Below are 17,370 nucleotides of genomic sequence, written 5' to 3'. Positions count from 1 at the left end.
GGCCAGCTCGCAGGGTCGACCCCTCCGGTCGCCGGGGGTTCGGACCCGCCTGCCCGGGGACGGCGACGGCACGCCGGGTTGGTGGGCGCGTCGGCCCCCGGACGGGACGCCCGCGGGCCGGAGGCTGCGGCGACGGGCGATCCCAGCGGCGGAGGTCCCCCGGGACGTCACCCGTGGCAGCGGGCGACGGTCGATCGAAGCCGAGCGATCGCGAACGGCTTCACGCCGGTCGCAGGGCGAAGCTCAGCTCCGCCTCCGCCGCCAGTTGGCCGTCGACGGTCGCGCGGGCGCGCCCCTTGCCCACGGATCCGCGCACGGCGACGATCTCCACCTCGATCTCCAGGCAGTCCCCGGGGACCACGGGCCGGCGCCAGCGGACGCGGTCGGCGCCGGCGAACAGGGCCAGGCGGCCGCGGTTCTCCGGCAGGGAGAGGACGGCGCACGCCCCCACCTGGGCCATGGCCTCGAGGATCAGCACCCCCGGCATGATGGGGCGGCCCGGGAAGTGTCCCTGGAAGAAGGGCTCGTTGGCGCTGACGCACTTGCGCCCGACCGCCCGGCGACCGGGCTCCAGGGCCAGGATGCGATCGACCAGGAGGAAGGGATAGCGGTGGGGGAGCACCTGGAGGATCTCGTCGATGGCCATGGCCCCGGGGCGGTCCGTGGCCCCCTGAGGGCGGTCCTGCTCGGTCACGGGCGGTCCATCCTCCCCGTCGCCATGAAGGTCGCGCAGCTCGACGCGCCCGAGGCATGCAGTCGCCACGGGCGCCACGGGCGGGCCGGCTCGTACCGCGGCTCGTGCGCCCAGAAGCCGCCAGCCGTACCCGCCCCCGATCCGCCGACGGTCCCCCCTCGCCCCCGCACCCGGGATGGGAGCCGCGAGGAATCCCCCCGGAATCCGCGAGGGGACCGGCGGTGCGACCCCTACAGATTCGCCGTGGGACCGTGCCCGCCCTGCCTACCCACCTTTTGGCGCCTCCTGTGGCCGGCGCCGGCGGCGCCCCTCGTCCCGCGTCGCCCATCGGGCTGCCCAAGGCGCCAAGGGCTCGCCCCGCAAGCCCCAAGGCGGTAAAAAAGGGGGAGCCGGAGGAACCGGCTCCCCACTGCGCCCATTCCCATGCCGCAATTCCGCGGGCCGAGCGGCGCACGATCCGCACGCTTCCCGGCAGGCGCTCCGGCCCGGCCCGGCCGGCCAGGCACCGGGGCGCGCCGGCGGGCGACGCGTCCAGGCCTTCCCGCCGCCTGCCGGGTCAGCCGCGGGCCTTCTCGTAGCGCCGGGCGACCTCGTCCCAGTTGACCACGTTCCACCACGCGGCGACGTAGTCAGGCCGCCGGTTCTGGTACTTCAGGTAGTAGGCGTGCTCCCACACGTCCAGGCCCAGGATCGGCGTGTGGCCCTTCATGTAGGGGCTGTCCTGGTTCGGGAGGCTGTACACCTGCAGGTCGCCCTTCTCGTCCACCACGAGCCACGCCCAGCCGCTGCCGAAGTGGGTCGTGGCGGTCTTGGTGAACTGCTCCTTGAAGGATTCGAAGCTGCCGAAGGCCTTGTCGATCGCCTCGGCCAGGGCACCCGAGGGCTGGCCGCCGCCGCGCGGGCTCATGATCTCCCAGAACAGCGAGTGGTTGGCGTGGCCGCCGCCGTTGTTCCGCACGGCGGTGCGGATGTCCTCGGGAACCTGGTCGATCTGGCGCAGGAGCTCCTCGATGGGCTTGTTCTGGAGCGCGGGATACTTCTCCAGGGCCGCGTTGACGTTGTTCACGTAGGTGGCGTGGTGCCGGTCGTGGTGGATGCGCATGGTCTGCTCGTCGATGTGCGGCTCGAGGGCGTTGTAGTCGTACGGCAGGGGCGGCAGTTGGTAAGCCACCGACGATCCCTCCTCGGTTGGGCAGATCGCGCGGGGCCCTCGCCACCGGCAGAAGCACGAAGCGTCCCTGGCCAGGCCGACCGTCCCGGCCGCCGACGGGGCCGGTGGCCCAGGCTGTCCCGCGCCCGAATACGAGTATATACCAACGTCCGGAAGCTTTCATGCGACACCCCCGTGACGGCCCCGCGACAGCCCCGGCGACGGCCCCGGCGGCGACCCAGGGCCGGACGAACCGGCAACGCGCCCGGGGCGGGCGGCAGACCGCCGCCCGCCCCGGGCGCATCAGGGGGGAGGCCCATGCGGGCCTTGGGGGGAAAGAGGACAAACCAAAGGTCACGGGTTCCCGCGGTTGATGGCCGTCCTCGCGTCTCACGGCCGCAGGCGGTTGATGGCGCCCATCATCTCGTCGGCGGTCAGCACCGCCCGGGCATTGAGCTGGTAGGCCCGCTGCGCCGCCAAGAGGCGCGTCATCTCCGCGGCCAGGTCGACGTTGGACTGCTCCAGCATGCCCTGGCGCACCCGACCGGCCCCGCCCTGCCCCGGCGGCAGGGCGATCAGCGGCTCGGGTCCCGGTGCGAACAGGCCCTCGCCCCGGCTCTCCAGGGCGTCGGGTGCCGCCGGCACCACCACGGCCAGTCGTCCCGCCGGGACCTCGTCGCCGTCGGCCAACACGGCCCGGATCTCGCCCTCGGGCGAGACGATCCACGTGCGGCTTCCCGGCGGCAACACCACCGGCTGCCCGTCGTCCCGCAGCAGGGGCCGCCCGGCGCCGTCGGTGACCACCAGCCCCTCCCCTCCGTCGGGCCCGCCAGCCGCCGGCGGGCCCCCGGGCCAGGGGCTGAGGGTGAAGGCGCCGCCCCGCGTCAGCAAGACCTCCCCCGTGGCGGGTTCGACCACCTGGAGGAAGCCGGCCCCCTCCAGGGCCAGGTCCCACGGCGAGCCGGTCTCGCGGAGCGGCCCCTGGTGCCAGAGGCGGGGCGTGGCGGCGAGGCGTACACCGTGCCCCACCTGCACGCCGCCGGTCGCCGCGGCGAGGGGCGCCACCGGCGCCTGCACGGCGGCGTAGGCCAGGTCGGCGAAGTCCGCCCGCGACGCCTTGAAGCCGGCGGTGTTGACGTTGGCCAGGTTGTTGGCGGTGACGTCGACCTGACGGGCGGCGGCGGCCATGCCCGCGGCCGACGACCACAGGGCCCGCTGGATCACGTCACCCGCCCCACTTCCTGGATGGCCAGACCCAGGGTCTGGTCATGGGCCGCCAGCACCCGCTGGGCGGCCTCGAAGGCGCGGAAGTTGGCCAGCATGGCCACCACCGTCTTCACCGGGTCGACATTGGACTGTTCCAAAACGCCCTGGCGCACCGGCGTGTCCACGGGCACCGCCGCGCCCGCATCGCCCAGGTTGACCAGCAGGTTGTCGCCGGCCCTGCGCAAGGCGGCGGGGTTGGCGAAGTTCACCCGGGCGATGGTGCCCACGGCGAAGCCGCCCACCTCCACCTGACCGTCCGGCGTCACGGTGAAGTCGGCGGTGCCCACCCACAGGGGCTCCCCGTCGATGCCGAGCACGGGCCAGCCGTCGGGCGTCTGCAGGTAGCCCTCGGGTCCGACGGTGAAGTTGCCCGCCCGGGTGTAGGCGGGCCCATCCGGTCCCAGCACCACGAAGAAGCCCTCGCCCGCCAGGGCCAGATCCTGGGGGCGACCGGTCTCCACCCACGGACCGGGGCGGACGTCGAGACCGGCCTCGGCCACCACCACCCCGTTGCCCACCGGGCCGACCGGCGCCGCACCACGGCCCTCCAGCCGGGAGACGAGGAGCTCCGGGAAGGCCTCGGTGACGTTCCAGCTAGCCCGATAGCCGGGGGTCTCGACGTTGGCCAGGTCCGTGGCCAGGCGCTGCTGCACCACGACCCGGGCCATCATGCCGCTGGCGGCGGTGTAGAGTCCTCGCAACAAGGCCCGTCTCCCTCCACTGACCGGCGAGCCACGGCCGCCCGGGACCCCCTGGGGCCCATGGCCCCGCGATGCGAGGCCGGTGCGCGCCTGCCGCCGGCAGCGAACCGGGCGCGAACCGGAGCAGCGAACCGGGGTCCATCAAGGGCACCAAATGAAAACCCCCGGCGGCTGCCGGGGGACGAGAGCCCAACCTATCCCTCCGCCCGCTGCCACCGTGGCGAGGCACCGGGACCGGGCCCGCGGCCCGGAGAACCGTCCTACGGTGGGTCGGGCGGTACGGGATGCTCCACCCGTTCGGCAGCCCGGCCGTCGTGGCCGGCGGACGGCGCCCCCGGGCCCCAAGCCCGCTCCCCTCCCCCTTCGGAGGGGGGATCCTCGTCGGCCCTCGGTCGCCCCCGCCGCGCGGTAGACCCGTGGCTTTGCGCCCCCGCCTTTCGGCGGGTTTGCCCTTTCGCGGCGTGTCGAACCTCGACGGGAACCTCGTTTTGGAAGGCATGTTCGGCGCCGGTCGCGCCATTCCTGCTGGGAGCTCGGATCGTCTTCGCGGCGGGTCGCGCGCAGCGTCCGGCGGCCTGCCATCGAACCGCCCAATGGCCGCCCTCCCCGGCCCGCACCGGGCGGCGGTCGCCTGTCGCGTCGGCTTCGGGCCGGCCCTGGGCCGCAGCCGGGTGCAGCTCGTCGAGACCGCAGACATCCTCCGCCCCGCGGGCCGGTGCGCCCCGGCCCGCGGCCTCGCCCCCCATCCTTCGTGATCCGGCCCTCGGCCGGTCCGGGGCCACGGCCGCCCGAGCGCGGACGCGAGGGCACCGAGGTCGGTTCCGGCGTGGACGGTGGGGCCCAAGGCCGGCGTCACCCGGCGACGACGACCCCCGCCAGGCGATCGAGCATGCCCAGGGCCGCCCCGGTCCCCAGGGCCACCGTCAGCAGCGGCTCCTCCGGCTGCACCACGGGCAGACCGGTGGCCTCGGCGATGCGCCGGTCCAGGCCCCGCAGCAGCGACCCGCCGCCGGTGAGCACCAACCCGCCCACCACCAGGTCGGCCGCGAGCTCCGGAGGAACCCGCTCCAGGGCGGCACGCAGGCCGGCCAGCAGGGTGCCGATGGGCTCTTCCAGCGCCTCGTGGATCTCGGCGGCGGTCAGGTGCAGGGTCCGGGGCAGGCCGGTGACCAGGTCGCGGCCCCGCACCTCGAAGCGTTCGTCCGCCTCGGGGGGCACGGCCGTGCCGATGGCGATCTTGGCCTGCTCCGCCGTGCGCTCGCCGATCAGCACGTTGTACCGCCGCTTGACATGGCGGACGATGGCCTCGTCGAAGGCGTCGCCGCCGACCCGCACCGAGGCGCCCACCACCACGCCCCCCAGGGAGAGCACAGCGATGTCCGTGGTGCCCCCGCCCACGTCGACCACCAGGTGGCCGCCGGGCCGGTGGATGTCGAGCCCCGCCCCCAGGGCGGCGGCGACCGGTTCCTCCACCAGGTAGACCTTGCGGGCCCCCGCCTCGTAGCCCGCCTCGATGACGGCCCGCCGCTCCACGGTGGTGACGCCGGCGGGGACGCACACCACCATGCGGGGCCGCAAGCCCAGCCGGTGGGGCATGGCCCGTTGCAGCAACGCCTTGAGCAGGGTGGCGGTGGCCGTGAAGTCGGCGATGACGCCACCGCGCAGCGGGCGCGCGGCCACGATGTGGCCCGGCGTCCGCCCCAACATCCGATGGGCCTCGGCGCCCACGGCCACGACGCGCCCCGTCTGCCGGTCGACGGCGACCACCGAGGGCTCGTTGAGCACGATGCCGCGGCCCTCCACGTAGACCAGGGTGTTGGCGGTGCCCAGGTCGACCCCCAGGTCCCGCACGAACCCGACCATGTCCCCTCCTCCCTCCTGCCCGTGGGACGGCCGCCACCGCGGCCGACGGCCGTCGGTCGGCGGGCGTGGAGGCGGTGTCGACGCCAGGGCGGATTTCTTTGCCATCGGGTCGGGTTCCTCTTGACGCACAAGATGGCGGGCCGGGAGGGGATGGCCTCGGACCCCCGCTCGTCGCCGCTGGGAATGGGTTGTCCATCGAATGGGTTGTCCGCCGCGCGTCCAGGCGGGTGCCGCTCGTCGCCGCTGGGAATGGGTTGTCCGCCGCGCGCCCAGGCGGGTGCGGTGCGGACCGGCGCCGGGGAGGGGTCGTCCGGGGCAGGGGAAGGAAGGGGGCCGGGCTGCAGGCCGCTGACACCGGGTCGCGCCCGGGGGCCGCCGCCACGGCCGCGTTCGTCCGGGGGCCAGGGCCGGTGCCGGCAGGGACGGCGTTCAGGCCCCGACGGAGGGCTCCGAGGGGGGTTGCTTGCGCACCGGGCCCCGCTGCTCCTGCAGGTACTTGAGGCGGGTGGCCTCACCACCCCGCAGGTGGCGCTCCGCCTTGTTGGTCGCCAGGACCTGCTGGACCTTCGCCGCCAGCTGGCTGTCGATCTTGGGCAGGCGCTCGGTTACGTCCTTGTGGACGGTGCTTTTCGAGACACCGAACACCTTGGCTGCCTCGCGCACGGTGGAGCGGGTGCGAGCGATGTACGTGCTCACCTCCACCACGCGCTTCCAGATGTAGTCCTTCACCGACCTGCCCCCTTCGCCCTGGTCTGTTACCATCTATATGAGGGCGTTAGGCAAACATACCTTGACCGCAGGGCCGCGCACGGCCGCGCACGGGCGGACAGGCCATCGGCCTGGGTCGACGGGGTCCCACCCGGGGGACGAACCGGCTTCGCCGGAGGGCCGTGGGACGGGGATGGGCGCGGTGCCTGGGGCGAGGGGAGCGGTGCACGGGGTTCGGGGGCGAGGCGCGCCCGCCGCCGGTTGGGCGGGAGGGGCCGCGATGGGGGACGCGGCCCGCGTCGCGGCCCGATGCCATCGGGCCGCGACGCGGGCCGGTGCGCATGGCGGGGGCGGCTTGGGCGGTGCGGACGCCGTGGATCCGCGTCGGACGCAGGTGAGCCGATGCGTCGGACGCAGGTGAGCCGATGGGCCCGGGGCGATTGCTGCGGACGCGACCCCGGACGGCGATGGCCGCTGCGGGGGCGCGCGGGCCGGGGCGGCCCGCGCTTCCCTGGCCGACGGACCACCGGACCACGCCCGGGGGAGGGGCCCGCCGGCTGGTTCGGCATGGCGAACGGCCGGGTCGGCGAACCCTGCCGGGCGCACCGGGAGCGACCTTGGCCTGGGTCGGGCGGCTCGCAAGGGGGGCGGACGCGGGAGGGCCGCACCGCCCGTCGGCGGTGCGGCCCTCCCGTGCGCAAGGGGCGCTCGTCACCCCTGTCAGGTCCGGCCGGTCCGCGGCGGGCCGGCTGCCGAGGCCCGGCCCGGGACCGGGGTTTGCCGAGGACCGCGAACGGTGCGCCTGTCCGCGGCTATCCGATGACCGTGTTGGGATCGACGGCCTCGTCCCCCAGCCAGATCTCGAAGTGGACGTGGACGCCGGCGGCCGACTCCACCCGCGCCGACGAACCGGCCTTCCCGATGGCCTGGCCGCGACGCACCTGCTGCCCCGCCTCCACCGAGGCCTCCGCCAGGCTGGCGTAGACGGTCCGGTAGCCGCCGTCGTGCTCGATGGTGACGGTTAGCCCGCGCTCGGCGTCGCGCTCGACCCCGACCACGCGGCCGTCTGCGGCGGCCAGGACGTCCGTGCCCTCCGGGACCGCCAGGTCGACGCCCGGATGCCAGCGCCAGTCGCCCATGGTCTCCGAGTACTGCCAGCCGAAGCCCATGGCCGTGCGGCCGTTGGTCACGGGCCAGGCCAAGGCGGGCGTCGTCTCGCCCGCCACCTCGCGGGTGGGCACGTCGTCCCGCGGCTCGGACCGCGTGCCGGTCTCGGCACCGGCGGCGGCCCCGGCCTGGCTGGGAACGGGCTGCGGCGTCGCCGCGCTGGGGGCCGACCCCTGGTCCGCGCCCGCCGGGGTCGTCGGCTCCTCCACGGCGGACGGCTCGGGGCCGGAGAGGCCCGGCCAGCCCTGGAAGTAGAGATAAGACCCGACGAAGACGGCCACCAGTACGATGAAGCCCAGCAGCGGCCGCAGTGCCGGCCAGCCGCGGAGTTTGGCCATCCAGTTGGCCAGGCGGCCGGGTATGCGGCTCTGCCCGCTCTGCGGGTTCTCCTGCATGTGGCACCACCTCTGGCCGGTAGTGTTGCCAGGGCTGGTGCTTTTATGCAGGAGCGCGCGTGCAGGAGCGCGCCGCGGCCTCGTGCCGCCGCCGTCATTCCGCGAAGATGGGCCGCAGCGTGGTCCCCGGGTAGTAGTGGCGGAGGATCGCCTCGTAGGTGTGTCCCTGGCGAGCCATGCCCTCGGCGCCGTACTGGGACATGCCGACCCCGTGGCCCCATCCGCGGATCGCGAAGACCACGCGGTCACCCTGTCGCTGGCAGCTCCACCACGTGGACGGCAGCTCCAGCCGCTGGCGGAGCTCGGGGCCGGTGAACGTCCTGTCACCCACCGTGGCCCGGCCCACGCGGCCGCCGGGCGACGGCTCGATGCGGGCGAAGCACTGCCCCTGGGGCAGCTGGCGCACCACCTTGGCGTCGACCTGCAGGCGGCGGGCGAAGTCCGCCAGCGACATCGCCTTCGTGCTGCGCCAGTGGGGTGAGGCGGTCTCCCAGGGCGACTCCACGGGCCGCAGGTAGGGGACGTCGTTGCCCCACACGGCGGCGGCCGCCTCGGTGCGGCCGCCCGACGTGGAGTGGTAGACCGCGTCGATGGGCGCGCCTTGGTACACCAGGATCAGCCCGGCCGTCTCCCGGACCGCGTCCTGGATCTTGCGGGTGAAGCGCCAGCCGTCGAGCAGGCCCCACTCGCGTCGCCGCGCCGCCAGGGGCTGCCACGCCTGGCCCGTCTGGGGGTCGCCGCAGACGTCGGCGTCGGGGTGCTCCCGGCAGCCCGGCCCGCCGAAGACCCGCATCTGGCGCACCGCAAAGGTGCGGGCGGCCACCGCCTGCGCCTTGAGGGCCTCGGGGTGGAAGGTGGCGGGCATCTCGGCCGCCACCACCCCGGTGAGGTAGACCTCCAGGGGCAGGGTCTCCACGGCCTGGGTGCCGGGCACCCACACGCGCACGGGCAGCTCGCCCGGGTCGAGGGGCACCAGCGGGCTCTCGGGCCCCTCGATGCGCAGGCCCCGGCTGATCACCACGAGGAACGGCAGCAAGACCGTCAGCGCCAGGACCAGGAGGAACCAGCCGGCCACCGGACGGCGCCATGCCGGCCGCAGGGCCACGGGCCACCCCTCCCCGCCGCGCGGCCGTGGCCGCACTGTCAGCCACGGCCAAGTCTCGGCGCGGCCTCCGCCGGGTTGTCCGCCCGCGGCTCCCGCGGTCCCGATCCCCGGGAGGATGCGCGGGCGGACCCGACCCACGTGAGGATGTCTATGTGGGGACGACCGGGGACATGCCTCGAGCCCCAAGCCCCCGGGGCCGGGCGGGGCCACCCGGCCCCGCCCGGCCCCGCCCGGCCCCGTGAGCACCCCGGGGGCTCGCGCGATGGCGCCCGTGCGCCATCGCGCGAGCCCCCGGGCATGCACCTCGCAGTGTGCCATCTGCATGGGGCACCGGCGGTCCGCCGCCTGCGGAGGGCACCGGAGGTGTCCGGCCCGCCATGGGCCCGGCCCACGCTGGGAAGCCCGTCAGCGCCGCCCGTCAGCGGGCCAGCAGTTCGGCGACCACCGGGTCGTCCTCCGTGCTCAGGCGCTCCACGTCTGCTCCCAGCCCCCGCAGCTTCTGCTCGATGGCCACGTAGCCCCGGTCGATGTGGTGGACGCCGCTGACCTCGGTGATCCCCTCGGCACCCAGGCCCGCCAGCACCAGGGCGGCGCCCGAGCGCAGGTCCGTGGCCGTCACGGGAGCCCCCTGCAGCCGCTCGACGCCGGTGACGATGGCGGTCTGGCCCTGGATCTGGATGTGGGCGCCCATCCGGCGCAGCTCCGGCACGTGGGTGAAGCGGTTCTCGAACAGGGTCTCCGTCACCGTCGCCGTGCCCTCGGCGGTCGCCAGCGCGGCCATGGTGGGCGCCTGCAGGTCGGTGGGGAAGCCCGGGTACGGCAGGGTCTTGATGTCGACGGCCCGCGGCCGCCCGTCCATGGCCACCGTCAGCTGGTCCCCGTCCACCACCACCTCGGCGCCCATCTCCCGCAGCTTGGCCAGCAGGGACTTGAGGTGCTCCGGCACCACGCCGGTGGCGGTCACCTGGCCGCCGGCGATGACGGGCGCCAGCAGGAAGGTGCCGGCCTCGATGCGGTCGGGGATCACCGCGTAGGTGCCCCCGCCCAGCGCCGGGACGCCGCGGATCTGGATCACCTTCGTCCCCGCGCCGCGCACGTCGGCACCCAGCGTGTTGAGGAAGTTGGCCAGATCGACGACCTCCGGTTCCTCCGCCGCGTTCTCGATGGTGGTGGTGCCCTCGGCCAGCACCGCGGCCATCATGATGTTCTCCGTGGCCCCGACGCTGGGCACGTCGAGGTAGATCGACGTGCCGCGCAGGCCGTGGGGCGCACGCACCTCCACCTGGCCTCCGCTGACCTCGACCTCGGCACCCAGGGCGGCGAAGCCCTTGAGGTGCAGGTCGATGGGCCGCTGGCCGATGGCACAACCCCCGGGCATGGCCGCCCGGGCCCGGCCCAGGCGGGCCAGCAGCGGGCCCAGCACCAGGATGGAGGCCCGCATGCGCCGCACCAGCTGGTACGGCGCGGCGTAGGCCAGTTCGTCGGCCGGCTGGACCGCCAGGCCGCCGTCGGCGGCCGGCCCCACCACGACGCCTAGCGCCCGCAGGAGGCGGATCATGGTGTCGACGTCGTCCAGCGCCGGGATGTCGTGGAGGAAGCACGGTTCCTCCGCCAGCAGGGTGGCCGCCAGGATCGGCAAGGCCGCGTTCTTGGCACCGCTGATCCTCACCTGACCCTTGAGGGGGCGCCCGCCGCGAACCACGATCCGTTCCACCGTCTCAACCCCCTCCAGGGCCACGCCCGGCCGGCGGGTGGCCGCCAGGACCGCGGCGGCGTGCCGCCGCGACGCCGCCGCGGAATCGCAACCCGTCCGCCCGGGCGCGCCGCCGATATGGGATTCGCACACCGCGGCCCGCTTGTGCCCGGACCCGCGGGCACCGCCCCGCCGGCCGTCGCGTGCATCCCCATGTATGTTATCGCCTCCGGCCCCCGCGGGGTTCCAGGCGACTCCCGGCGGCCACCCCCGGCACGACCCCGGCCCGGCGCGTCGGCCATCGCCGGACCGGTTCCGCCGTCCGGCGCCGTCAGACCAGGTCGCCGGTGTCCGCCCCCGCGGCGCGCAGGCGGTTGAGGGCGCGGTGCAAGGCGGCGCGGGCGCGCTCGAAGTCCCAGTTGGCATCCCGCTCGGCCAGCCGGCGCCGGGCCCGCTCCGCGGCCGCCCGCGCCCGCGCCACGTCGATCTCTTCCGCGCGTTCGGCGGCGTCGGAGAGGACCACCGCGTGGTTATCTGCCACCTCGAAGAACCCGCCGGCCACGGCCACGCGCCGCCGCTCGCCGCCCTTGCGGTAGCTCAGGATGCCGATCTTCAGGGTCGCCACCATGGGCGCGTGGTCGGGCAGCACGCCCAGCAGGCCCTCAGACCCGGGCACGATCAGCGAGTCGACCTCCTCGCGGAAGACGACCCGCTCGGGCGTGATGACCTCCAGCATGATGGCGCGCTCCGCCATGGTGTCGCCCCTCTCAGACCAGGGTCTTGGCCTTCTCCACGGCCTCGTCGATGGTGCCCACCATGTAGAAGGCGGCCTCGGGCAGGTCGTCGTGCTTGCCCTCGAGGATCTCCTTGAAGCCGCGCACCGTCTCCTCGCGGCTGACGTACTTGCCGGGCGTGCCGGTGAAGACCTCGGCCACGAAGAAGGGCTGGGCCAGGAAGCGCTCCAGCTTGCGCGCCCGCTGGACGATCAGCTTGTCCTCCTCGGTGAGCTCGTCCATCCCCAGGATGGCGATGATGTCCTGCAGGTCCTTGTACCGCTGCAGGACCTGCTGGACGCCGCGCGCCACCTCGTAGTGCTCCTGCCCGACGATGTTCGGGTCGAGGATGCGCGACGTGGACGCCAGCGGGTCCACCGCGGGGTAGATGCCGCGCTCGGCGATGGCGCGCTCCAGGCGCACCGTGGAGTCCAGGTGCGCGAAGGTGGTCACCGGCGCCGGGTCGGTGTAGTCGTCGGCGGGGACGTACACCGCCTGCACCGAGGTGATGGATCCCTTTCGCGTCGTGGTGATGCGCTCCTGCAGGTTGCCCATCTCCGTGGCCAGGGTGGGCTGGTAGCCGACGGCGCTGGGCATGCGGCCGAGGAGGGCCGACACCTCGGACCCGGCCTGGGTGAAGCGGAAGATGTTGTCGATGAACAGCAGCAGGTCCTGGCCCTCTTCGTCCCGGAAGTACTCGGCCATCGCCAGGCCCGTCAGGCCCACCCGCAGCCGGGCGCCCGGCGGCTCGTTCATCTGGCCGAAGACCAGGGCCGTCTTGTCGAGGACCCCGGACTCCTTGAGCTCGTGGTACAGGTCGTTGCCCTCGCGGGTGCGCTCGCCCACGCCGGCGAAGACGGAGAAGCCGCCGTGCTTGTAGGCGATGTTGTGGATCAGCTCCATGATGATCACGGTCTTGCCCACGCCGGCGCCGCCGAACAGGCCGACCTTCCCGCCGCGGGCGAAGGGGCAGATCAGGTCGATGACCTTGATGCCCGTCTCCAGGATCTCCGTGGCGGGGTTCACGTCGGCCACGTCGGGCGCCGGCCGGTGGATGGGATAGCGCTTCTTCGTCTTGGGCGGCTCCTTGCCGTCGATGGGCTCGCCCAGCACGTTGAACATCCGTCCCAGCACCTCGCGGCCCACGGGGACGGTGATCGGGCCGCCGGTGTCGACGGCGGGCATGCCCCGCTGCAGCCCGTCGGTGGAGGCCATGGCGACGCACCGGACCACGTTGTTGCCCAGGTGCTGCGCCGCCTCCACCGTCAGGTCGATCTCCACCTGCTCGGTCTTGGCCTGGATCTTGATGGCGTTGTAGATGTCCGGCAGCTTGCCCTCGGGGAACTCGATGTCGACCACCGGGCCGATCACCTGGACGACCCGGCCCACGTTCTGCTCGGCCATGGCAGTCTCCCTCCGGTCCGCGGCGCCTCGGGACGGGCCTGGCCGCCGTCCCACCGCGCCTGCCCCCCGGCTTGCTCCGCCGCTCCTCCGCCCGCCGCCGGGCCGGCGGTCCCGGGGTGGGACCGCTTCCGCCCCAGGCCCCCCGGCGGCTCGGGATGGCACGTCGGACGAACCGGCGCCCGCGCCGGCCACGGGCCGGCGACGCTCCCGTCGGCCCCGGCCCGCCGAAGCCCGCAGCGGGCCGCGGGGGACGGCGGCGCGGGATCAGCCCTTGAGGGCCTCGGCGCCGCTGACGATCTCCGCCAGCTCCTTGGTGATGGCCGCCTGGCGGGCGCGGTTGTACGCCAGGGTCAGCGTCTCGATCAGCTCGGCCGCGTTGTCCGTCGCGTTCTTCATCGCCGTCATCCGCGCCCCGTGCTCGCTGGCCTTGGCCTCCTGCAAGGCCCGGAAGACCAGGATCTGCACGTACTTGGGCAGCAGGGCCTCCAGCACCGCCCGCTCCGACGGCTCGTAGATGTACTCGCGCACGCCCTGGGGACCGCTGCCCGCCGGGCGCTCGGCTGCGACCTGCGGACCGCCGGCCAGCGCGCCGCTCGCCGCCGCGCGCCCGGACGCCCCGCCCGGCGCCGCACCCCGGTCCGCCGCCGGGCCCGCGGCCGCGCCGCCGGCCGGTTCGTCCAGCCCGGCGACGGGCAGGAGGCGGGTCACCACCGGCCGCTGGCTGATGGCCGACCGGTACTCGGTGTAGACCAGGCGCACCTCGTCGACGTCGCCGGACAGATAGCGGTCCACCAGCCACCGCGCCAGGTCCCGGGCGGTGGCGAAGTCCACGTCCTCGCCCAGGCCGGTCAGCTCCCGGGCGAAGGCGTGGCCGCGGCGGCGGAAGTGGTCGCGTCCCTTCCGCCCCACCGCCACCAGGACCGGCTCCACGTCCGGCGGCAGCTGGCGCAGCTCCTGCTCCGCCCGCCGGATCACGTTGGCGTTGTAGCTGCCCGCCAGGCCGCGGTCGCCGGTGACGATCACCAGGCCCACGCGGCGGACGGGTCGCGGCGCCACCAGAGGATGCTGGCGCGCCTGCTCGGATCCGGCCAGGCGGGCCAGCATGGCCCGCAGGGCGTTGGCGTACGGCCGGCCGGAGCGGGCGGCCTCCTCGGCCCGCTTGAGCTTCGCGGCGGCGACCATGTACATCGCGCGGGTGATCTGTTGGGTGTTCCGCACCGCGCGGATGCGACGCCGGATGTCCCGCATCGAGGCCATGGCGAATCACCCTTCCCGGCGTCCGTCACGACGCCCGCTGCACCTGCCGGGCGGGCTCGGCCGCGCCGGAAGCCCCCTCTTGCCCCTCGCCCAGGAAGCCGGCCTTGAACTGTTGGATGGCGGCCTGCAGCCGCTGCTCGTTCTCCTGGGTGATCTCCTTCTCGGTCCGGATCGACTCCAGCACCTCCGGGTGGAACCGCTTGAGGTGCTGGAGGAACTCGCGCTCGAACGCCCGCACGCGCTCGACGGGCACGTCGTCGAGGTAGCCGTTGACGCCGCAGTAGATGGCGACCACCTGTTCCTCCACCGGCATCGGCTCGTGCTCGCCCTGCTTGAGGATCTCCGTCACCCGCTGACCCCGGGCCAGGCGGGCCTGGGTCGCCTTGTCGAGGTCCGAGCCGAACTGGGCGAAGGCGGCCAGCTCGCGGTACTGCGCCAGGTCCAGGCGCAACCGGCCGGCCACCTGCTTCATCGCCTTGATCTGGGCCGCGGAGCCGACGCGGGACACGGAGCGGCCGACGTCGATGGCGGGACGGATGCCGGAGTAGAACAGGTCCGACTCCAGGAAGATCTGGCCGTCGGTGATGGAGATCACGTTGGTCGGGATGTAGGCCGAGATGTCGCCGGCCTGGGTCTCGATGATCGGCAGCGCGGTCAGCGAGCCACCGCCGATCTCGTCGCTGAGGCGGGCCGCCCGCTCCAGGAGCCGCGAGTGCAGGTAGAACACGTCCCCGGGGTACGCCTCCCGTCCCGGCGGCCGCCGCAGCAGCAGGGACAGCTCGCGGTAGGCCCACGCCTGCTTGGTCAGGTCGTCGTAGATCACCAGGACGTCGCGGTGCTCCTCGTACATGAAGTACTCGCCCATGGCGCAGCCGGCGTACGGGGCGATGAAGAGCAGCGGCGCCGGCTGCGAGGCGGTCGCGGAGACCACGATGGTGTAGTCCATGGCGCCGTACTTCTTGAGGGTCTCCACCACGCCGGCCACCGTCGACGCCTTCTGGCCGATGGCCACGTAGACGCAGATCACGTCCTGGTCCTTCTGGTTGATGATGGTGTCCACCGCCAGCGCGGTCTTGCCGGTCTGGCGGTCGCCGATGATCAGCTCGCGCTGGCCGCGCCCGATGGGGATCATGGAGTCGATGGCCTTCCAGCCCGTCTGCAGCGGCTGGTTCACCGACTGCCGCATGATCACGCCGGGCGCCGGCGACTCGATGGGGCGCGTGCGCTTGGCGTCGATGGCGGGACCCCCGTCGATGGGCTGCCCCAGGGGGTTGACGACCCGGCCCAGCAGCTCGGGCCCGACGGGGACCTCGATGATGCGGCCGGTGCGCCGCACCTCGTCGCCTTCCTTGATGTCGGTGTACGGCCCGAGGACCACGACGCCGACGGAGTCCTCCGTCAAGTTCAGGGCCATGCCGTAGACCCCGCTCTTGGGGAACTCCACCAGCTCGCTGGCCATGACCTTCTCGAGCCCGTACACGGTGGCGACGCCGTCGGCGATCTGGATGACGGTGCCGACGTCCTCCAGCTCGGCGCGCCCCTCGAAGTTCTCGATCTGCTGCCGGATGATGGCGGTGATCTCCTCCGGACGAATGCTCACCGGCCCGTCCCTCCTACGCACCGCCGCCGGTGGCCAGCTGCCGATGCAGCTGCAGCAGCCGCCGGCGCAGGCTGGCATCCAGGCGACGATCGCCGACCTTCACCACCAGTCCGCCCAAGAGCTCCGGACGAACCCGCACCGCCAGGCGCACCCGGCGGGCTCCCAGGGTGCGGGCCAGCTCCTCCTCCAGGCGCTGGCGGGTGGCGGCATCCAGCTCTGCCGCCGCCTCCACCTCGGCCTCCACCACGCCCGCCTCCCGGTCGCGCAGGGCAGTGAACTCGGCCACGATGTCCGGCAACAGGGCCTCCCGCCGGCGGCGGACCAGCAGGCGCAGCAGGTTGCCCACCCAGCGGTGGACCCGGTCCCCGAAGACCGAGGCGATCAGCTCGAACTTCTCGCGCGCCGGGACGGCCAGGTTGACGAAGCGCTGGCGCAGCTCCGGGTGCTCGTCGAAGACGTCCAGCACCCGGTCCAGGTCGGCGGCCAGGCGGTCGAGTTCACTGCTCTCGCGGCCGAGGTCGTAGAGCACCCGGGCGTAGCGCTGGGCCAGGGGACGACGCCTCATCGCAGGTTCGCCACCTCTTCCACGGCCTCGGCCACCAGGCGCCGTTGATCTTCGGCGTCCAGGGCCCGGCCCAGCACCCGCTCCGTGGCGAGCAGCGTGAGGTCGGCCACCTCGCGCCGCAGGGCGGCGATGGCCTGCTCCTTCTCCCGTTCGATGGTCGCCCGCGCCCGCTCCAGCAGCTGCTCCGCCTCGCGGCGCGCGGCCTCGAGCCGCTGCTGGCGCTCCTCCTCGGCCAACTGGGTGGCCCGCTCCAGGATGCTCTGGGCCTCGCGCTGGGCCGCCGCCAGGCGCTGCCGGTACTCGGCCTCGCTGCGGGCCGCCTCTTCGCGGGCCCGTTCGGCCGCCGCCAGGTTGGCCTCGATCTCCTCGCGGCGCCGATCCAGCAGCTCCATCACCGGCCGCCAGAAGAACTTGCCCAACACGGCGACGAAAAAGAAGAAGTTGATGAACGACCAGATCAACTCCGGAGAAACGTGCACGGGTTCTCCCTCCAGCCCCGGGCGGCGCCGGCATCGCCCGGCGCGCCCGCCCTTCGCCGGGGGCTCGCCATCCGCCCCAGGACGCCATGGGGGGGCGGTCCGACGCGGCAGACCCTGACGGGCGGCCGGCCGCCCCCCGCCACCCCATCCGCCTCGCCGCCGGCAGGGGCCGTCCCTCCGTGCCCCTGCCGGCGTCCCATCAGCCGGCCACCCGGCCGGCGAACAGGAAGGCGAGGGCGAAGGTGAACAGGGTCAGCGACTCGAGGAAGGCCAGCGACAGGATGAGCACCGTCTGGATCCGGCCGGCCGCCTCGGGCTGGCGCCAGATGGCATCCAACGCCGCGGCCGCAGCCCGGGCCTGTCCGGTGGCCGAGCCGATCGCCGCGATGGCCAGACCGATGACGGCCAACGCGGAGAAGAAAGCAATGCCGGTGATCCCTTCCACCGCGTCTCCCCCTCCTTTCCCAAACCTCACCCGACGGGCCGCCGAAGCCGCCCGCGGGTCAAGTCAAAGGCGTAAAGGCTGCAAACCCAGGTCAAGACCGCAAAA

Annotated in this window: 16 protein-coding genes and 1 riboswitch; all 16 genes read right to left on the bottom strand. The window is 74.0% G+C overall.

Going from position 1 to position 17,370, the window contains the following annotated elements; all coding sequences use genetic code 11:
- Positions 1-220 precede the first annotated feature (220 nt).
- Positions 221-646: a 3-hydroxyacyl-ACP dehydratase FabZ gene (fabZ, locus tag Q5761_RS00730; RefSeq protein WP_318751577.1), complete on the bottom strand. Its 426-nt coding sequence runs from the start codon at positions 644-646 to the stop codon at positions 221-223.
- A 604-nt stretch (positions 647-1,250) separates the two neighbouring features.
- Entirely contained in the window at positions 1,251-1,865 is a 615-nt protein-coding gene (locus tag Q5761_RS00725) for a superoxide dismutase (RefSeq protein WP_318750809.1), read from the bottom strand.
- Between the two features lie 369 nt (positions 1,866-2,234).
- Positions 2,235-3,068 carry a flagellar hook-basal body protein gene (locus Q5761_RS00720; protein WP_135224721.1) on the bottom strand — a complete coding sequence of 278 codons (834 nt, stop codon included), beginning with the start codon at positions 3,066-3,068 and terminating at the stop codon, positions 2,235-2,237.
- Positions 3,065-3,814 carry a flagellar hook-basal body protein gene (locus tag Q5761_RS00715; protein WP_135224720.1) on the bottom strand — a complete coding sequence of 250 codons (750 nt, stop codon included), beginning with the start codon at positions 3,812-3,814 and terminating at the stop codon, positions 3,065-3,067. Before Q5761_RS00715 ends, Q5761_RS00720 begins: the two co-directional genes overlap by 4 nt.
- 401 nt (positions 3,815-4,215) lie before the next feature.
- Positions 4,216-4,272: riboswitch (cyclic di-GMP riboswitch) on the bottom strand.
- 391 nt (positions 4,273-4,663) lie between these two features.
- On the bottom strand, positions 4,664-5,674 hold the full coding sequence (locus tag Q5761_RS00710) for a rod shape-determining protein (RefSeq protein WP_318750808.1): 1,011 nt from the start codon (positions 5,672-5,674) through the stop codon (positions 4,664-4,666).
- 429 nt (positions 5,675-6,103) lie between these two features.
- Positions 6,104-6,403, bottom strand: coding sequence for a sporulation transcriptional regulator SpoIIID (spoIIID, locus tag Q5761_RS00705; RefSeq protein ID WP_135224718.1), 300 nt, complete (start codon positions 6,401-6,403; stop codon positions 6,104-6,106).
- A gap of 791 nt (positions 6,404-7,194) precedes the next feature.
- Positions 7,195-7,944, bottom strand: coding sequence for a peptidoglycan DD-metalloendopeptidase family protein (locus Q5761_RS00700; protein WP_318750807.1), 750 nt, complete (start codon positions 7,942-7,944; stop codon positions 7,195-7,197).
- 94 nt (positions 7,945-8,038) lie between these two features.
- Positions 8,039-9,049, bottom strand: a complete 1,011-nt coding sequence (spoIID, locus tag Q5761_RS00695) for a stage II sporulation protein D (RefSeq protein ID WP_135224716.1) — start codon at positions 9,047-9,049, stop codon at positions 8,039-8,041.
- A 418-nt stretch (positions 9,050-9,467) separates the two neighbouring features.
- A complete protein-coding gene (murA, locus tag Q5761_RS00690) occupies positions 9,468-10,763 on the bottom strand; it encodes a UDP-N-acetylglucosamine 1-carboxyvinyltransferase (protein ID WP_135224715.1) in 1,296 nt (431 codons plus the stop codon).
- A 310-nt stretch (positions 10,764-11,073) separates the two neighbouring features.
- Positions 11,074-11,496 carry a F0F1 ATP synthase subunit epsilon gene (locus tag Q5761_RS00685; protein WP_318750806.1) on the bottom strand — a complete coding sequence of 141 codons (423 nt, stop codon included), beginning with the start codon at positions 11,494-11,496 and terminating at the stop codon, positions 11,074-11,076.
- Between the two features lie 13 nt (positions 11,497-11,509).
- Entirely contained in the window at positions 11,510-12,919 is a 1,410-nt protein-coding gene (gene atpD / locus Q5761_RS00680; protein ID WP_318750805.1) for a F0F1 ATP synthase subunit beta, read from the bottom strand.
- A gap of 264 nt (positions 12,920-13,183) precedes the next feature.
- Positions 13,184-14,176 carry an ATP synthase F1 subunit gamma gene (atpG, locus tag Q5761_RS00675; protein ID WP_167758845.1) on the bottom strand — a complete coding sequence of 331 codons (993 nt, stop codon included), beginning with the start codon at positions 14,174-14,176 and terminating at the stop codon, positions 13,184-13,186.
- Positions 14,177-14,201: 25 nt separating this feature from the next.
- A complete protein-coding gene (gene atpA, locus Q5761_RS00670) occupies positions 14,202-15,776 on the bottom strand; it encodes a F0F1 ATP synthase subunit alpha (RefSeq protein WP_318750804.1) in 1,575 nt (524 codons plus the stop codon).
- A 13-nt stretch (positions 15,777-15,789) separates the two neighbouring features.
- Positions 15,790-16,341, bottom strand: coding sequence for an ATP synthase F1 subunit delta (gene atpH, locus Q5761_RS00665; protein WP_318750803.1), 552 nt, complete (start codon positions 16,339-16,341; stop codon positions 15,790-15,792).
- A complete protein-coding gene (atpF, locus tag Q5761_RS00660) occupies positions 16,338-16,820 on the bottom strand; it encodes a F0F1 ATP synthase subunit B (RefSeq protein ID WP_135224710.1) in 483 nt (160 codons plus the stop codon). The genes atpH and atpF overlap by 4 nt, the downstream gene beginning before the upstream one ends.
- A gap of 199 nt (positions 16,821-17,019) precedes the next feature.
- Positions 17,020-17,265, bottom strand: coding sequence for an ATP synthase F0 subunit C (locus Q5761_RS00655; protein WP_135224709.1), 246 nt, complete (start codon positions 17,263-17,265; stop codon positions 17,020-17,022).
- Positions 17,266-17,370 lie beyond the last annotated feature (105 nt).

Origin of the sequence: Thermaerobacter composti, from assembly GCF_033582035.1 — a bacterium.
Classification (GTDB): domain Bacteria; phylum Bacillota; class Sulfobacillia; order Thermaerobacterales; family Thermaerobacteraceae; genus Thermaerobacter; species Thermaerobacter composti.
This window is presented reverse-complemented; position numbering and strand designations above follow the sequence as displayed.